Here is a 16,137-nt window from a genome sequence, read left to right as displayed (position 1 = left end):
TGTTTGTATCGAGGGAGGAACTGGAGGGCTATCACTTTTCCCCGTGCGACGCAGGATCTCCTCGCTTGTGTGACAATGCGACGCATCGACGCGTGCGCTACTTGCGACATGGTCGACCGTCAATAGTAAGCGGAGTCGATTGTTGATGACATTTTTCTCCCCAGCCTTAATCTCCGAATGGGGAACGTGGGTAGTATTTCTCAGCGTCCTGGTGACCCAACTTGGCGCGCCGGTTCCCGCGGCACCGATGCTTCTCCTAGCTGGCTCTCAGGTAGCGGCTGGTTTCGTCTCCTTCGGTTCAGTATTCTTGGCCGCGGTCACCGCTGTTCTCATTTCGGATGGACTATGGTTTGCGCTTGGACGGCTGTATGGTCGGCGTCTCCTCGCACGGTTAGTCCGAGTATCTCTATCGCTGGACTCGAGCCTACGGAAGGCCACCGCCTGGTTCGAGCGTTATGGGGCACCACTGCTGCTTGTAGCGAAGTTCGTCCCTGGTCTTGGACTTATCGCGTCTCCGCTCCTTGGTACCACCAAGATTGACCGAAGAGTTTTTCTCTCGTGGGACATCGCTGGCGGCGCGATGTGGTCAGGGGTGTGGCTCGCTGGAGGAACGCTATTTGGTTCACAGTTGACCAGGATGATGTCCCTGGTGAGTGCGCAGGGCGTAACTGTTGCCGAAGTTCTCCTTGCTGTCGCGGCGTTGTTTGTGGCATACCGATGGATTCAGCGGCTACGTTTCCGTCGCTGGCTCGCGCATATTCGGATTACACCTCATCAGCTTGATGAGATGATGCGGTCAGAGCGTCCGCCTGTCATTCTCGATGCTCGCCCACAAGCGGTGCGCCATGCAGAACCACACGGCATCCCGGGCGCAATACCAATTGACTTGGCTTCACCCGAGAAAGTCGATCAGGCGCTACTCGAACGTGATCTTGTGGTCTATTGCGTTTGCCCTAACGAAGCAACGGCGAAGACGATTTCGCAACAAATGCGTCGAAAGGGATTTCGGCACGTGCGTGCGTTGAAAGGCGGCCTTGATGCTTGGGAACATCACGGTTATCCGGTAGAACAGCTCTCGCTGACGACCGAGAAAGAGGGCGTTGGAGAGGATGACAAGAACAATATGACCGTGCGCGCCATAGCTCCGAATTGAGAGCCAAGGACGGCAGGAATACGAACTCATGCTAGTCCTCGCCACCGGATCGGGCTTCTCTACTCGCCGCCGGTAATGTCAGCGTCTAAGCAAGATCGCGCACCTGCCGCGCTCGGATTGCGAGCGAACGAGTGAAGCCGTCGTGCCAGGTCTGCTCGAAGGCCGATTGTGCCGGAGGGTTTTCCAGAGCGACTCGTGCGAACGCGTCGGCGCTATTTCTGCAGCCCTTCCAAGGAGGCACGCAACAGCCGGCCACGGTGAAAGATGCCGGGTCTTTCCTGCAGGTCGCAGGCGTTAAGAACGTCGTTAGCGATCAGAATTTGCTGTGCGGCGAATCAATCAGCGATCCGACCGCTATACGTCTTGGGGAATTTCACGGTCCTACATGGGCCGGGCCGGCGTAGTGACAAGTGTAGCCGGATCGGAGGGCACATCACGTCGATCGCGCTGTCGACTGTCAGAGTCTTCGGCGGGCCGCATCAGATTGCGGTGATTGTGCAACCCGCAGCAGACAGACGCGTGGATCAGAAATGCTCCAGTTGCATCGGGCAAGGCGAGATCCCCGGGTGAAATGCTTGTGGCTGGTATCGTCGAGGGTTCTGAGGGCTACCGGTCAAACTCGCTGGACGCGTAAACCTTCGTCAGGCTACCTTGGCCAAAAGTTCATCGAGGGCTGCCGGCATCCAGGCGGCGCCGGTCCATCTTTCGAGGTGAAGGTCACGGAGCGGAATCGCTGTCAGCGCGCCGACCCAGTCGGTGGGGGCCGCGCCGCAACGCAGGCCGCTGGCGACCATCTCCATGGCCTCGCGCACATCGATATCGGCCACACGTGTCACCGTCGGCCACGGCAGCAGGCGTATGTCCCCCTCAGGCAAGCCAAAGCGGTACAGGCCAAACCGCGCATGTAGCGCGGCACGCGAAAGCAATTGCTTCGCTCCACTCAATCTGTTGTCAGCCAAGGCGGACGGGTCCCACTGCTGATTGCGTGAGAACCACAGTATTTCGTCGCCCGAACGCGGTGCTGTCGCGTGCGTAACTGCCGGCATCAGCCGCCTCGAGTGCGCAATAGCGACGAGGAGCGTCCCTATTGTGTAGTGCCAGACGTAACCGTTATCGCTATCCATAACACGCCTTGCTCTCCAAGATCTTCTCCCGTCGTCCATGAACGCCGGCGCGCGGTGGTTGAGTTCAAAACTTTGGGGGCTGTRCAAAACCCACGAGCATTTCCTCGTTGGCGTGCGATCACAGTGCCGAGATCCCGCCGTCAACGGCCACGGCCTGTCCCGTCAGATGCGAATCTTCCCTCGCGCATAGCGTCAGCATCGTGGCGACAAATTTCCTTGGGTCGGCGTACCAGGCCCTGATCCCATGCCGTCCGTCCTTCAATCAACCTTTGTATAATATGACTGGTCAGCTTGCAAGACAAGTACCGTAGCTACCGTTGAGTAGCTCATAGGCACATTGCGCAACAATCTGTGCCGGATACGGTCCATGCCACCCGTGGAGCTGCCCTATGCAGGCCGCGTTAGAAGAGTCCGGCGGGCGTCCGTACGCACTCAATTCGAGGATCGGCTCCTCGCATATCCACCGCGAAGGCGGTCTCTGTAATGGGGAAGGGTATCCTCCCCGCCACCCGCGTAATGCGTCCTCAGTAACTGCACGGATGAATGGTCGACGCGAGTCGATCGCAGCAGCGGGTTCATGCGGGTATGTTGCTCTTGACGCTGTCCTCGTGATGAACTATCGTCCGTTAACTAAACGATAGTTCATCAATAAAGGAGGGCGACAGGATGGATGCAAAAGAGCAGAAGGTAGCGCTCGTAATCGGAGCGGGCGACTCGACAGGTGGAGCGATTGCCCGACGTTTCGCCGCGGAAGGCATGGTTGCCTGCGTAACCCGCCGTTCTGCGGATAAGCTCGAGCCGTTGGTCGAGTCGATTCGGAGTACAGGGGGTACGGCCTACGCCTTTGGCACGGATGCGCGCAAGGAAGATGAGGTTGTGGCACTTATCGAAAAGATCGAGTCTGAGATTGGACCAATCGAAGTGCTCGTCTTCAACATCGGAGCCAATGTGCCTAGTTCAATCCTTGAGGAGACCGCGCGCAAGTACTTCAAGATCTGGGAAATGGCCTGCTTTTCAGGTTTCCTGAATGCCCGGGAAGTGGCCCGACGCATGGTCAGGCGACAACGGGGCACCATTCTCTTTACGGGTGCGACTGCAGGGCTGCGAGGTAAAGAGAATTACGCTGCTTTTTCAGGTGCGAAGCATGCTCTACGCGCGCTTGCACAAAGCATGGCGCGCGAACTCGGGCCCAAGAATATTCACGTCGCACATATTGTGGTCGATGGCGCTATCGACACCGAGTTCATTCGCTCGACTTTCCCTGACCGTTATGCATTGAAAGACCAAGATGGCATCCTGAACCCGGAGCATATCGCAGAGAACTATTGGTACCTCCATTCTCAGCCGCGTGATGCCTGGACATTCGAGTTGGACCTGCGTCCCTGGATCGAAAACTGGTAATCAAATCAGCTTGTCGTCTTCTGCTATTGATCCTGCATGTCGGCTCAGATTGCCAGCGAGAGGAAGTCCCGGACGACCGAAAGTCGGTGCCCCTTCGTCTATACGGATCAATAGAGCGGCGACTTGTGTCTGCCCATATTGTCATCATTAGGAGCGTAGTGTGCGCGAAGCAGTCATTGTTTCTACGGCGCGGACCGGGATCGGTCGTGCTTATAAGGGTTCCCTGAACAACACGAAATCGCCTTCCCTAATCGGCCACGTTCTTGCGCATGCGGTTCAACGCGCAGGAGTAGCGCCGGAAGAGATCGAGGACGTCGTTGTCGGTACATCGATGCCTGGAGGTACAGCGGGGATGAATCTTGGCCGCCTTGGTGCTCTGGCCGGCGGATTGCCAATCAGCGTCGCTGGACAGACCATTGACCGCCAGTGCGCCTCTGGCTTGATGGCCGTGGCCACGGCGGCCAAGCAGATTATGGCGGACGGTATGGATGTAGTTGCCGCAGGCGGGCAAGAGAGCATCTCGCTGGTGCAGGACCGCTTTGTCGAATGGATGGCTAGTGCCGCTGATCCGGCTTTGACGGAACGAGTTCCCCACGCATATATGCCTATGCTGCAGACGGCCGAATTCGTAGCCCGTAAGTACGGCATTTCGCGGGAGGCCCAGGATGTCTACGCAGCAGAGTCGCAGCGGCGTACTGCCTTTGCTCAGGAGAGGGGGCTTTTTGCGGATGAGATCGTGCCAATCAGGACTTCGATGGCCATCCAGGACAAGGACACGGGGGAGATCAGTTTCCGTGAGGTGACACTTGATCGAGATGAAGGAAACCGTCCCGGCACAACGGTGGAAGCATTGGGAACGCTTAGGACTGCAATTGACGGTGGCGTAGTTACCGGTGGCAATGCCAGTCAACTATCTGACGGTGCGTCCGCCTCCATCCTGATGGAACGCCGCTTGGCTGAGCGCCGTGGTTTGCAGCCTTTGGGAATTTATCGCGGCATTGCAGTCGCTGGCTGTGCGCCAGAGGAGATGGGGATTGGCCCAGTCTTCGCGGTCCCCAAGCTCTTGGAGCGCCATGGCCTGAAGGTAGGGGATATTGGACTGTGGGAGCTGAATGAAGCGTTTGCAAGCCAAGTCATCTACTGTCGGGATCGTCTTGATATCGATCCGGAGCGCCTCAACGTCAATGGTGGTGGCATTTCAATCGGTCATCCATACGGTATGACGGGGGCGAGGCTTGTTGCTCATGCATTGATCGAAGCCAAAAGGCGTAGTGAAAAGTATGTGGTTGTCACCATGTGCATCGGCGGCGGGATGGGTGCTGCGGGACTGTTCGAAGTGGCGTAGAGCGTTAATCGGCGTGGTGCAACGGCAGAATTGCTCAAGGCGATTTGCAAAAAGTCCGCTGGCACAAGCAGAAATCCATCCGGAAATCTTCATGAAATATATGACGTCTAAAGACCAGAATGCATCACACGACGACGCAAAGAAGTTTTCCCTATTCGTATTGAACTCGGCCGTTGAGCTAGCCGGTGTCATTACGATTGAGGCGCGTTCGGCAGGCGACGCGAGGGAGCGGTTCGAAGCCACACGGTCGGCCGACCAACACCTGATATCGGTACTGTCTGAATGTTCTCAGACATCATGGCACTCTCGGAGAAGCTGACCACCCTCTTGCACCGGCGTCGAGCCACACACGCACGGCCTGCGGGCCGTCGCTACATTTCACACAGACTTCACTATGCTCGTTGTCCAGGAGACATCATGAGTGCCCCACGTGTCCAGTTCCACTTTGATTTCGGTAGTCCAAATTCCTATCTTAGCCACAAGGTCATTCCGGCTATTGAGGCACGTCAAGATGTCGAGTTTGAGTATGTTCCGGTGCTACTTGGCGGAATTTTCAGACTAACAGGAAACCGATCGCCAGCCGAAGCCTTTGGGGGAATCAAGAACAAGCCGGAGTATGCGGAGCTGGAGATGCAACGCTTTGTCGCCAGGCACGGTCTGACGGCGTTCCAACATAACCCCTTTTGGCCTATCAATACCTTGCAGATAATGCGTGGCGCCGTGGCCGCCCAAAAGAACGACACCTTTATGTCCTACGTGAATGTCGTCTTCGAGAATATGTGGGAGCAAGGGTTGAAAATGGATGATCCGGCCGTCATCGCTACGGCGCTCGATGCTGTCGGTTTGGACGGTAAGGGATTTCAGGAGCGCATCGCAGATTCCGAAGTCAAACAGATTTTGCTAGAAAACACCGAGAACTCCTTTTCCCGCGGCGCGTTTGGCTCGCCAACATTCTTCGTCGGTGATGAAATGTTCTTCGGAAAAGATCAGTTGCGGGACGTTGAGGAGGAGATTCAAAAGACGAAAGCACGCAAGAAATAGATGAGTACGAAAAAAGGCAGGTACAAATAAAAAACCGCGCAACCATGATGATGGTGATATCGCAGCGGAAGAGGAGACAACATATGGAACGTCGATCGTTCTTGGCGGCTGTAGGTRCAGCATGGTTCGGAGGCACGACATTTGCAAGCCATCTAGCTCTTGCGCAGGAAGCAAAGAAGTACCCGAACAAGATTATCCGCGTGGTAGTGCCGTTTCCCGCGGGAGGGGCGACCGACAATCTCGCGCGTGCGTTGGGCCAAGAGCTCACGAAGGCAACGGGGCAGGTTGTCGTAGTCGACAACAAGCCTGGAGGTTCGACGATTGTCGGCTCAAGCGCTGTCGCTCATGCAGCGCCGGACGGCTACACACTCTTGCTGACACTCAGTGACGCGCTAACGCTGGTTCCATATACGATCAAGACACCATACGACCCAGTTCAAGATTTCACGCCTGTGGCGCAGATTGCTCGCACGCCAGGCGTCATGTACATGCACCCTTCGGTTCCCGCCACAGATCTCGCTGGGCTGGTCACTTGGATGAAGGCCAATCCAGGGAAGACGAACTTCGCCTCTGTCGGCCCCGGCACATCATCGCACTTAGCTGGCCTGTTATTCAATCAGTTGGCCGGAGTCGACATGCGGCATATTGGCTACAAGGGTTCGGCTCCGGCTCTCCAGGATCTACTCGGCGGGCAAGTTCAGGTCATGTTCGACGTGATGTCGACCGTGATGCCGTACGTCGAAAAAGGGAGATTGCGAGCTATGGCGATCAGCAGCCCAGCAAGGACCAAGCTTGCACCAGGAGTTCCGACGTTCAGGGAATTGGGATACCAGGGCATGGAGCAACTTGCCGTTAGCTTTGACCTGTACGCCCCACGAGGAATGGACAGGGAGCTGGCTGTTCACGTCAATGCGCTTGTGAAAGGGGTGCTGAACGCGCCAGTATTCGGCGAAAGATTCGAGCAGTTACGGCTGCTGCCACCCGATTTAGGGGATGTGGACAGTCTCACAAAGCAACTCGGCCAGGATCGGGAGAGGTGGGGCGAATTCATTCGCAGGCTTGGTTACAAGCCAGAGGTCTAGTCGCGGATTCATCGCCCGCTTCAATGCTGAGCCGCGGTGCGATGCGCCCGTCGAATATTCCCGCGGATTTACTACACACGAGATCTGGAGACTATGAACGAATTCCCCAATCCTACGCAGATGCAATCTCAGGATTTGCTGCCGCGGTCTGTCGTTACGGCTTTTACGAGCCTGCCGGACATGATTCACCAATGCGCCGCTGCGTGTGGAGAGCATCCGGCCATCATCTGTGAGGGAGAGACGGTCAGTTTTGCCGCGTTCGACGCCATCGTTGGCCGCTGCGCCGCGTCACTGCAACGCGATAGCATCGTCCCGCAGGACACCATCGCTATCTGCGCAAAGAGCTCCGTCCGCTATGCCGCCGTCTTCTTTGGTAGCCTGCGCGCGGGGGCCTCGGTGGCGCCGCTATCGCCTGATGCGCACCCTGATAGCCTCGCAAGCATGATCGCCAATTCCGGGGCGCGCATTGTCTTTATTGATGGGCCCGTCGAACAGGTACTGGCGATGGCAAAGCTGCCGACGGGAATCCGCTTCATCCGAGTCGACACCCAGGAGTACGACGCGTGGCTCGCCCCTAAGGGCAGCGCGTCGTGGCCTGTTGACATCCAGCCGGAATGGGCCTTCAACATCATCTACTCGTCCGGCACCACTGGCACGCCCAAGGGAATCGTACAGTCGCACGCAATGCGCCACGCTTACACCGTGCGCAGCGCAGAGCGCGGCTACGGACCCGATGCGGTCACGATGATCTCCACACCGCTGTACTCCAACACCACGCTGGTTAGCTTTATCCCGACGCTAGCACTGGGAGGCACAGTCATCTTGATGCCGAAGTTCGATGCATCCCAATATCTCGAGCTTGCTCAACGTTGCCGTGCCACGCATACCATGCTGGTACCGGTGCAGTACAAGCGCTTGCTGGAGGATCCGGACTTCGATCGCTACGATCTTTCCTCGCTGCACAACCGCTTCTGCACCAGTGCTCCTTTTTCCGCGGCGCTCAAGGCAGATATCCTGCGACGCTGGCCAGGCGAGCTCACGGAGTTTTACGGTATGACGGAGGGCGGGGCGACATTCGAACTGCGAGCGCATGAATATCCCGATAAGCTCCACACCGTCGGAAGGCCAATCTCCGGTGACGAAGTGCGCATTATCGATTCGGAAGGCCGCGAACTCGAGCTTGGCGAGGTTGGCGAACTCGTGGGCCGCTCGCCTGCCATGATGACCGGCTACTACAAGCAGCCCGAAAAGACGGCTGAAGCAGAGTGGTACGACAGCGAGGGCCGCCGGTTCATTCGCACAGGTGACGTTGGCCGTTTTGATGAGGACGGCTTTCTCGTGCTAATGGACCGACGAAAGGACATGATTATTTCTGGTGGCTTCAACATCTATCCAAGCGACCTGGAGCAGGTGCTTGTGAATCACCCTAATGTTTCCGAGGCGGCAGTTATTGGCGTGCCGTCGGAACGGTGGGGCGAGACTCCTGTCGCCTTTGTCACTCTGCGCGCCGGGGCGCAACAGTTGGGCGAGGGATTGCAGGCTTGGGCCAATGAGCGCATCGGCAAGATGCAGCGCCTGGCGGACCTCGTTATCGTCGATTCATTGCCCCGCAGTCCGATTGGTAAGGTGCTAAAGCGCGAGCTTCGTGCCTCCTACAACGACAACCGTCCTCTCGCCTGATGACAGTGCCGGGCAGGCGACTCGAGCACGCCGAAGGCGGCACTTTGTTTCAGTGATACCGGTAGTGTTGGGGCGGTTCCTGTCCAACCCCGCATGCGCGTAGCGAAAGAAGCCGACACCATTGCATTTCTAAGACTGAACACGTGAACATTATGAAGACTCGTATTACCGAGATGTTTGGCATCCGACATCCAATCATTCAGGGCGGTATGCACTATGTCGGACTCGCCGAGATGGCGTCCGCAGTTTCGAATGCCGGCGGTCTCGGAATCATTACCGCTCTGACACAAAAGACGCCGGAGCTACTGGCACGCGAAATTGCGCGCTGCGCTGCCATGACCGACAAGCCGTTTGGCGTGAATCTGACGTTCCTGCCTACTTTCGCCGCGCCGCCCTATGCAGAATATATCGCCGCGATCCGCGAAGGGGGCGTGCGCATTGTCGAGACCGCCGGTCGCAGCCCGCAAGAATTCATGCCTTTGCTCAAGGCAGCCGGTATCAAGGTTATTCACAAGTGCACTTCTGTGCGGCATGCGCTGAAGGCTGAGCAGATTGGCTGTGACGCGGTTAGCGTCGATGGCTTCGAGTGCGGTGGACATCCAGGGGAAGACGATGTGCCCAACATGATCCTGTTGCCCAGAGCCGCGGATGAACTAAAGATTCCCTTTGTGGCATCAGGCGGCATGGCGGACGCACGCAGTCTTGTCGCGGCGCTAGCGCTTGGCGCCGATGGTATGAATATGGGAACCCGGTTCGTCGCTACAAAGGAAGCGCCAGTACATGAAAACGTCAAGCAGGCCATTGTCAGCGCATCAGAACTTGATACTCGCCTTGTTATGCGCCCGCTGCGCAATACGGAGCGAGTCTTAAGCAACGCGGGCGTCGAGCGGATCCTGGACATCGAGCGGGAAAAGGGGGGGAAACTGCAAATCGATGATATCTACGAACAGGTAGCTGGAGTTTATCCCAGGGTCATGGTCGATGGGGACATGGACGCGGGTGCCTGGAGTTGCGGCATGGTGGCGGGCCTGATTCGAGATGTCCCGACCGTACAGGCCTTGATCGATCGGATTATGGATGAGGCCGAACAGTTGATTGCGCATCGCCTCGCGCGGCTCCTGTCAGATCGTCGCGGTTAGTTAAACGTACATCATCGCGTCTGGACGCCGTTCGCTGTGGGATTAGTCGGTCGCACTTCAATTCCTAGCCAGGGCGTCCGCAGATGCTGTGCCTGCAACCAAATGCTATGTTCTCCGCCATGTCTTCATCATTGAAAAACGTCGAAAGCCTTTATACGAGAGTGCGGCTGATCGCGCGATGAAGTTTCAGGCGAACGCTGGGTGCTACTAATTTTGCGCGAGGTATTACAGGGCGGGAGACACTACAATCAGTTCGAAAGGTCGCTAGGCATCGCGCCGAACATGCTCAGCCGACGGCTGCGCTCCTTAGAGGCCCTAACAAAATGATCCTGCAGGGCTGCTAACTTCAAGCGACCTTTGCTAACCTTTGCGTTGTGTTAAGTCTTGGTGAGCGGTTCGAGTTGCTCGATGGACCGCCCAAGGAAGCGGCGGCTAGACGCGAGAATCTGCTGTCTAGTCCTGTCTGATTCAACCACTCGTGCGAGCAAGATGGCGCCCACGCACTGCGCTAGCAAAGCCCAGGCTGCATCAGAATCATCCAGGCGATTCTTCCAACTGCTCTGCAGCTTTCTTGCACTTTGCTCTACGGAGCTGCGGACTGAGGCGTCGGCCCTCGCAATCTCTGGTCCCAAGGTCGGTAGGGCGCAGCCTGTTTCTGGATGCAGCACATGAGAACTGCTCAAGTAACTGCGGATACGTTTCACAAAATGATCTTCATCTGTCTCTTTGCCCGCAAGCATTTCCGTGCTGTTGGAAAGCTCTTGCTCGATAACAGCAGCAAACAACTCCGCCTTCGAATCGAAATGACTATAGAAAGCGCCGCCGGTGAGCCCAATCGCCTTCATCAAGGCATCGACGCCTGTTGAATCGAATCCGCCCGTCTTGGCTATCGCTCGGCTGCTGTTCAGAATCTTCTCTCGTGTCTCCTGCTTGTGAGTGCTTGAGTACCGCATTCCGTTCACCATGAATGAGTCAATGTGTGGAAATTATAGCATTACGATCGTTTAGGAAAACGACCGCCACGCCGRCAGGCATTGGCATAGCCCAACACCGGCGCGCTGCGGTACTTGTAGGCCTGACCTAGGTCCCTGCGGCGTTCCCTGCCATGAATACCTGTTGACATGCTCCTGTACGTAACCTACGATCGTTTACCAAACGAACGTTAACCTACAGTCGAACCAGCTGGTGGCGTTTCCCCTTCGAGGGGGGTCCACGAGATGACAAGCGAGATAGAATTCGTCATGCAGCCTGGCAGGCACTGTGCGATACAGCCCACGGATTCAACCGGGGTATAACAACTATCAAGGAGACATTGAAATGGAAGCCAAGCGCTGGCATGGATCCTATCCGCCCGAGATGCCAACTGAGATTGAGATCGACGAAGAGGCGACGCTAGGATCAAAGATTGCGCAGGTAGTCAACTTGTTCGCGGACCGTCCATCGCTCACTTGCTTGGAAGAGTCGCTGACCTTTAGAGAACTTGGTCTCCTATCCGAGGCGCTTGCTACCTTCTTCCAACAGTCGGGATTGAAGAAAGGCGACCGGGTAGCCCTGATGCTGCCAAGTTGTCCTGCGTTCATGATCGGCCTGGCAGCCGTATTCCGAGCGGGGATGGTGGCGGTTCCGGTCAATCCTCTATATACGCCACGGGAACTTAAGTACCAGCTACAGGATTCTGGCGCTACCTGCATTATTGTCGCGGAGCAGTTGCAGCAGTCATTGCAGCAAGTACTGGCCGAAACCAGCATCGCGCAGGTATTAACAGCGACTGTTGTCGGACTGGGGGCGATTGTTGGCGAACTCGCGGCGACTGATGCTGAGCCTGTCCAGCAAGACGAAGCCGACGGCAAAGGGAATGCCAGAGCGTTGGCCGACGCGATCCTGCGTGGAGGCAGGAGCCGACTTGTCGAAGTCACTCAGACGGCTCAAGACATTGCCATTCTGCAGTACACCGGTGGTACGACAGGTCTATCCAAAGGGGCGATTCTCACGCACAAGTCCGTTTGCGCAAGTCTGGCGCAGGTTTCGACTTGGACTGGGTTCGCATTAACCGGAATGAAGGCATCGATGATTACACCGCTGCCTCTCTACCACGTCTTTCCACTCGCGACCGCACTGCTGGGACTGTCGCTAGGTGTTGAAAATCGTCTAGTTCCCAATCCCCGCGATGCCGCTACTGTGATTGCCGAAATGAAGCGGCATCCATTTCAGATTTTCATCGGTGTCAATACCTTGTTCAATACCTTGGTCAACGAACCTGAACTTCAATCGGTCGACTTCAGCGAGACTCGGCTGGTTATTGGTGCAGGGGCGTCAATCCATGAAGCCGTCGCGACGCGTTGGCGCGCAATCGGCGCGCCCGCCGTTACTGAAGCGTACGGTCTGACCGAGACTTCACCCAGCGCTACATTCAATCCTCCCGGCCGAAGTGGAACGATCGGCCTCCCTGCACCATCTACTGATGTTCGGATCGTGAACGAGGGTGGGGATGATGTCTCGCTTGGATCCCCAGGTGAGCTTCTTATCAGGGGGCCACAACTCTTCAACGGCTATTGGAACCGGGAGGAGGAAACAAAGAAGGCGTTTTCTACCGACGGTTGGTTCAAAACGGGGGACATCGTGACCATGGACGAGCAGGGCTTCATGAGAATGGTGGACCGCAAGAAGGACATGATTCTCGTCTCAGGCTTCAACGTTTATCCAAATGAGATTGAGTCTGTCATGGCAATGATGCCGAATGTCTTGGAGTCGGCGTGCATTGGCGTTCCAGATGAACGCTCTGGAGAAGTACCACATCTCTTTGTCGTGCCGCGCGGGGACGTGAACCTAACAACGGAGCAGGTGGAAGCACACTGTCGCGCTCATCTGGCGCCCTATAAGGTGCCGCGGCACATTACGCTAGCGGACTCTCTGCCTAAGTCCACGGTTGGAAAAATCCTACGGAGAGAATTGCGCTCTCGCATGGCACCCGATCGGGAAAGTACGTAGGCTCAGCTGATCGTATCGAATCTCGCATTCTTTCTCAAAAATAAACGGCAACTCGCCAACAATAGCTATGAACGCCTATCACGCTCCAGTTCGCGAATATCAGTTCGTGCTCCACGAACTGCTCGATGTGACAACCCCTCCCGCGTTTTCCGAAGCTGATGACCTGAGTTCCGAGACAATAGACCAGGTGATAGAGGCGGCTGGTCTGTTCGCGACAGAAGTGCTGGCACCATTGAACGACATTGGGGACCGCCAGGGATGCTCCATGCCCTCCGCAGGTGTGGTTACCACACCCGACGGGTTCAAAATGGCGTATCAGCAGTTCATTGAAGCAGGCTGGACGTCGCTGGGATGTAACCCGGAGCATGGCGGTCAAGGTCTACCCAACACCGTGAATGCGGCAGTTCTAGAGATCTTCGCCGGTGCCAACATGGCGTGGGCAGCTTATCCGGGAATGTCACAGGCGGCCTATACTTGTCTAGCTGCAAACGCTACGGCAGCGCAGAAAGAGCTCTACCTGCCGAAGCTGGTATCTGGCGAATGGGCGGGAACGATGTGCTTGACCGAGCCACACGCAGGAACCGATCTTGGACTCTTGCGAACTCGAGCTATTCCGCATGACGATGGCACCTTCGCCATCACGGGTACGAAGATATTTATATCGGGCGGTGAGCACGATCTCACGGACAACATCATCCATCTGGTACTCGCGCGGCTTCCGGACTCTCCGCTTGGCGTCAAGGGCATTTCTCTCTTCCTTGTTCCGAAGATCCTGGTGTCCTCCAAAGGGGAGTTGGGAGAGCGCAACGCGGTCTTTTGCGGTTCTCTCGAGCACAAGATGGGGATTCATGCAAATGCCACGTGCACAATGAACTTTGACGGTGCGACCGGATATCTCGTGGGTGAGGTGAACAAGGGGCTGGCGGCGATGTTCGTCATGATGAACCATGCGCGACTTCTTGTCGGTGTCAATGCAATTGGACTGATGGAAGCGGCGTATCAGAAGGCGCTAGCCTATGCCAAGGATCGTTTGCAAGGCAGGTCTCCAAAGGAATCGGCTAGAAGGGGCCCCGCAGACTCAATTATCGAGCACGCGGATGTGCGTCGTATGCTCCTGACTCAGAAAGCATACGTCGAGGGAGCACGTGCATTCGGATGGTGGGCATGCCAACTTGCTGACACGCAGCATGCCACCAAAGACCCCGAAATCCGCCATCAGGCGGCGGAGCTCTCTGCTCTTGTAACTCCGATTGTGAAGGCATTCAGCAGCGACCTCGCCGTTGAATGCACTAGTCTTGCAATGCAAGTATTTGGTGGGCACGGATACATCGCTGACAATCATGTTGAGCAGTATCTTCGCGATGCGCGAATTATCCCACTCTACGAAGGTGCGAACGGCATTCAGGCTTTGGATTTGCTCGGCCGTAAGGTTCTGATGGATGGCGGTAAGAAGCTTGAGATTTTCCTCAAAATCATCACAGAATTCATTGAAACGCATGCCGCCGACCCAGAAATGGGGGACTTCACAAACTCACTGTCCCGTGCGATCAACCTGCTGCGAAACGCGACGCAGGATGTGTCAGTGCAATCCAAGATCGACCCTCATACTGAAGGGAGTGTCGCTGTCGCGTACTTGCGGCTGGTCGGTCATGTGGGGCTTGGGTGGATGTGGGCCCGTATGGCTGCTCTAGCGTTCTCCAAAAGCCATGATTCTGATCCAATTTATGCGTCAAAGATCGCCACGGCACGTTTCTATTTCAAAAAGCTGCTACCAGAAGTGGATGCTCTTGCAGTGGAGATTGCAACCGGGTCGGGGCCGATCATGGCGATTGATTTCGGCTGAAGCGAGCGATCTTGACGTTTTTGCCCAGGCTGGTGGTTGGTCGCATAGGCTCAGGCAGTTCATCGCGTCGATGTTTGTGACAACGCCTCTGGCTCACGGGCCAGGGGGAAGAATTTGGTAAATATGACGACTCAGACTTCCGTTCCAAGCGATACACTACGCAACAGAAGGACAATTGTCCGGTCTTCAAGAGAGAACGTGATGCGAGTCACGACTCAGTTGGCGAGGATGCACGGGTTGAGCAAGTTCTCGATCAACGAGCTATCGGCACAATTAGGCATTTCGAAGAGCATGGTGTATGACCGCTTTCAGTCGCGAGCAGACCTTATCTCCGAAGTGCTGGTGGAATACTACTCGGCCTTACTCCGCGATGCGAATGACGTGACGCGAAACACCCCAAAAGGGATTCAGCGGCTTGTACGAATCATTGACATGTGGTTGGGCGAGTACGTGCTCAAGGATGGGGGGTGTCTACTGCTTCGTGCCGCTTCCGAATACTGCGCAAGTACTGACGAGCTGACCGGGGAGACAATGCGGTTTGTCGTAAATGGATGGCGTAACTGTCTTGATGTGCAGTTACGCGATGCCGTAGTGTGCGGGGAAATCCCTTCGGACGTAGATACCAGGCTGCTTGGTTTCGAAATCTATGGCTTCGTGCTGGGAATTCATCACGATTGTATTTTTCTAGGGAAACCTGTCTCTTTCAGGGCTGAGGCATTCTCTAAAATCTTTTCAAGGCATGGAATCAATTTGCCTATCAACGCTGCCCTACGAAAGTTTCAATGACGTGATGGGCTTGCGATCTCGGTGACCCGAGATCGCGCCACATGCGTTTGTGCTGCTTATATCGGGGTGTTCTTCGCGGCATGGGCTGTCGCCCACAACGAGCCGGGATTGATCCGATCGGAATAGAGTTCAAACATGCTGTCATAGAGCTCGCGCGCAGTCGTGGTCTGGTGATTCACGCGCTTGAGATTCATGATGTATTGCCGTGTTGTTCTGATATGGCGAGGACTGCTGTCGGGCTCGAGCGGCCCATGGCCCGCTGCGCGGAGAGCCCTACTTGCCGTGGCAGTCGGTCGATGAACACGGCGCCGAACTCGACATTCTGCTGCAGAAGCGGCGCGATGCCTTGTCTCGCGATAGGCAGGTTGACAACGCCATCGCGACGCCTCAAACGGCGCGGCGAACCATCAGCTCCTTGATCTTGCCGATGGCCTTGGTCGGATTCAGCCCCTTCGGGCAGACGTCGACGCAGTTCATGATGCTGTGGCAACGGAACAGGCGGTACGGGTCGTTCAGGTCGTCCAGGCGCTGGCTGGTGGCCTGGTGTGGCCTGGT

Annotated in this window: 14 protein-coding genes and 3 pseudogenes; 12 read left to right on the top strand and 5 right to left on the bottom strand. The window is 56.3% G+C overall.

From position 1 onward, the window contains the following. Positions 1-145: 145 nt before the first annotated feature. Complete coding sequence (locus AC1DK4_RS33980) at positions 146-1,153, top strand: DedA family protein/thiosulfate sulfurtransferase GlpE (RefSeq protein WP_441623257.1); 1,008 nt, start codon at positions 146-148, stop codon at positions 1,151-1,153. 641 nt (positions 1,154-1,794) lie between these two features. Here AC1DK4_RS33980 and AC1DK4_RS33975 read toward each other — a convergent pair. Together AC1DK4_RS33975 and AC1DK4_RS33970 are read right to left on the bottom strand one after the other, a co-directional pair. Then, positions 1,795-2,277 carry a hypothetical protein gene (locus AC1DK4_RS33975; protein WP_441623255.1) on the bottom strand — a complete coding sequence of 161 codons (483 nt, stop codon included), beginning with the start codon at positions 2,275-2,277 and terminating at the stop codon, positions 1,795-1,797. A 118-nt stretch (positions 2,278-2,395) separates the two neighbouring features. Further along, a pseudogene (locus AC1DK4_RS33970) lies at positions 2,396-2,497 on the bottom strand (SDR family NAD(P)-dependent oxidoreductase); the annotation flags it as partial. Between the two features lie 446 nt (positions 2,498-2,943). Between AC1DK4_RS33970 and AC1DK4_RS33965 the strand changes: the two are divergent. The 7 genes from AC1DK4_RS33965 to AC1DK4_RS33935 all read left to right on the top strand — a co-directional run bounded on the left by AC1DK4_RS33965 (position 2,944) and on the right by AC1DK4_RS33935 (position 10,292). Continuing rightward, positions 2,944-3,678, top strand: coding sequence for an SDR family oxidoreductase (locus tag AC1DK4_RS33965; RefSeq protein WP_441623254.1), 735 nt, complete (start codon positions 2,944-2,946; stop codon positions 3,676-3,678). Between the two features lie 160 nt (positions 3,679-3,838). Then, positions 3,839-5,023, top strand: a complete 1,185-nt coding sequence (locus AC1DK4_RS33960) for an acetyl-CoA C-acyltransferase (RefSeq protein ID WP_441623252.1) — start codon at positions 3,839-3,841, stop codon at positions 5,021-5,023. Between the two features lie 417 nt (positions 5,024-5,440). Continuing rightward, positions 5,441-6,064: a 2-hydroxychromene-2-carboxylate isomerase gene (locus AC1DK4_RS33955; protein WP_441623250.1), complete on the top strand. Its 624-nt coding sequence runs from the start codon at positions 5,441-5,443 to the stop codon at positions 6,062-6,064. An 83-nt stretch (positions 6,065-6,147) separates the two neighbouring features. Continuing rightward, on the top strand, positions 6,148-7,146 hold the full coding sequence (locus tag AC1DK4_RS33950) for a Bug family tripartite tricarboxylate transporter substrate binding protein (RefSeq protein ID WP_477132054.1): 999 nt from the start codon (positions 6,148-6,150) through the stop codon (positions 7,144-7,146). A 93-nt stretch (positions 7,147-7,239) separates the two neighbouring features. Then, positions 7,240-8,826: a class I adenylate-forming enzyme family protein gene (locus tag AC1DK4_RS33945; RefSeq protein ID WP_441623246.1), complete on the top strand. Its 1,587-nt coding sequence runs from the start codon at positions 7,240-7,242 to the stop codon at positions 8,824-8,826. A gap of 152 nt (positions 8,827-8,978) precedes the next feature. Then, on the top strand, positions 8,979-9,965 hold the full coding sequence (locus AC1DK4_RS33940) for an NAD(P)H-dependent flavin oxidoreductase (protein WP_441623244.1): 987 nt from the start codon (positions 8,979-8,981) through the stop codon (positions 9,963-9,965). A gap of 201 nt (positions 9,966-10,166) precedes the next feature. Then, positions 10,167-10,292, top strand: a complete 126-nt coding sequence (locus tag AC1DK4_RS33935; RefSeq protein WP_441623242.1) for a winged helix-turn-helix transcriptional regulator — start codon at positions 10,167-10,169, stop codon at positions 10,290-10,292. Positions 10,293-10,342: 50 nt separating this feature from the next. Here the strand turns inward: AC1DK4_RS33935 and AC1DK4_RS33930 are convergent, their stop codons facing one another. Then, on the bottom strand, positions 10,343-10,930 hold the full coding sequence (locus AC1DK4_RS33930) for a TetR/AcrR family transcriptional regulator (protein ID WP_441623240.1): 588 nt from the start codon (positions 10,928-10,930) through the stop codon (positions 10,343-10,345). A gap of 352 nt (positions 10,931-11,282) precedes the next feature. Between AC1DK4_RS33930 and AC1DK4_RS33925 the strand changes: the two genes are divergently transcribed. From AC1DK4_RS33925 to AC1DK4_RS33915, 3 genes are all read left to right on the top strand, one after another. Further along, positions 11,283-12,953 (top strand): AMP-binding protein, encoded by a 1,671-nt coding sequence (locus tag AC1DK4_RS33925; protein WP_441623238.1) that lies wholly within the window; start codon positions 11,283-11,285, stop codon positions 12,951-12,953. A gap of 67 nt (positions 12,954-13,020) precedes the next feature. Next, positions 13,021-14,796, top strand: a complete 1,776-nt coding sequence (locus AC1DK4_RS33920) for an acyl-CoA dehydrogenase C-terminal domain-containing protein (RefSeq protein WP_441623236.1) — start codon at positions 13,021-13,023, stop codon at positions 14,794-14,796. Between the two features lie 123 nt (positions 14,797-14,919). After that, entirely contained in the window at positions 14,920-15,582 is a 663-nt protein-coding gene (locus AC1DK4_RS33915) for a TetR/AcrR family transcriptional regulator (RefSeq protein WP_441623234.1), read from the top strand. 56 nt (positions 15,583-15,638) lie between these two features. Here the strand turns inward: AC1DK4_RS33915 and AC1DK4_RS33910 are convergent, their stop codons facing one another. Beyond that, positions 15,639-15,776, bottom strand: coding sequence for a hypothetical protein (locus AC1DK4_RS33910; RefSeq protein WP_441623232.1), 138 nt, complete (start codon positions 15,774-15,776; stop codon positions 15,639-15,641). A gap of 65 nt (positions 15,777-15,841) precedes the next feature. Here AC1DK4_RS33910 and AC1DK4_RS33905 point away from each other — a divergent pair. Continuing rightward, a pseudogene (locus AC1DK4_RS33905) lies at positions 15,842-15,929 on the top strand (IS6 family transposase); the annotation flags it as partial. A gap of 40 nt (positions 15,930-15,969) precedes the next feature. On the opposite strand, the pseudogene sdhB reads toward AC1DK4_RS33905, so the two are convergent. Then, positions 15,970-16,137 (bottom strand): annotated as a pseudogene (gene sdhB, locus AC1DK4_RS33900) (succinate dehydrogenase iron-sulfur subunit); the annotation flags it as partial.

Source organism: Cupriavidus sp. 05N38, assembly GCF_056397345.1.
Note: the sequence above shows the minus strand (reverse complement) of the source record. Positions and strands in the feature narration are given on the sequence as shown.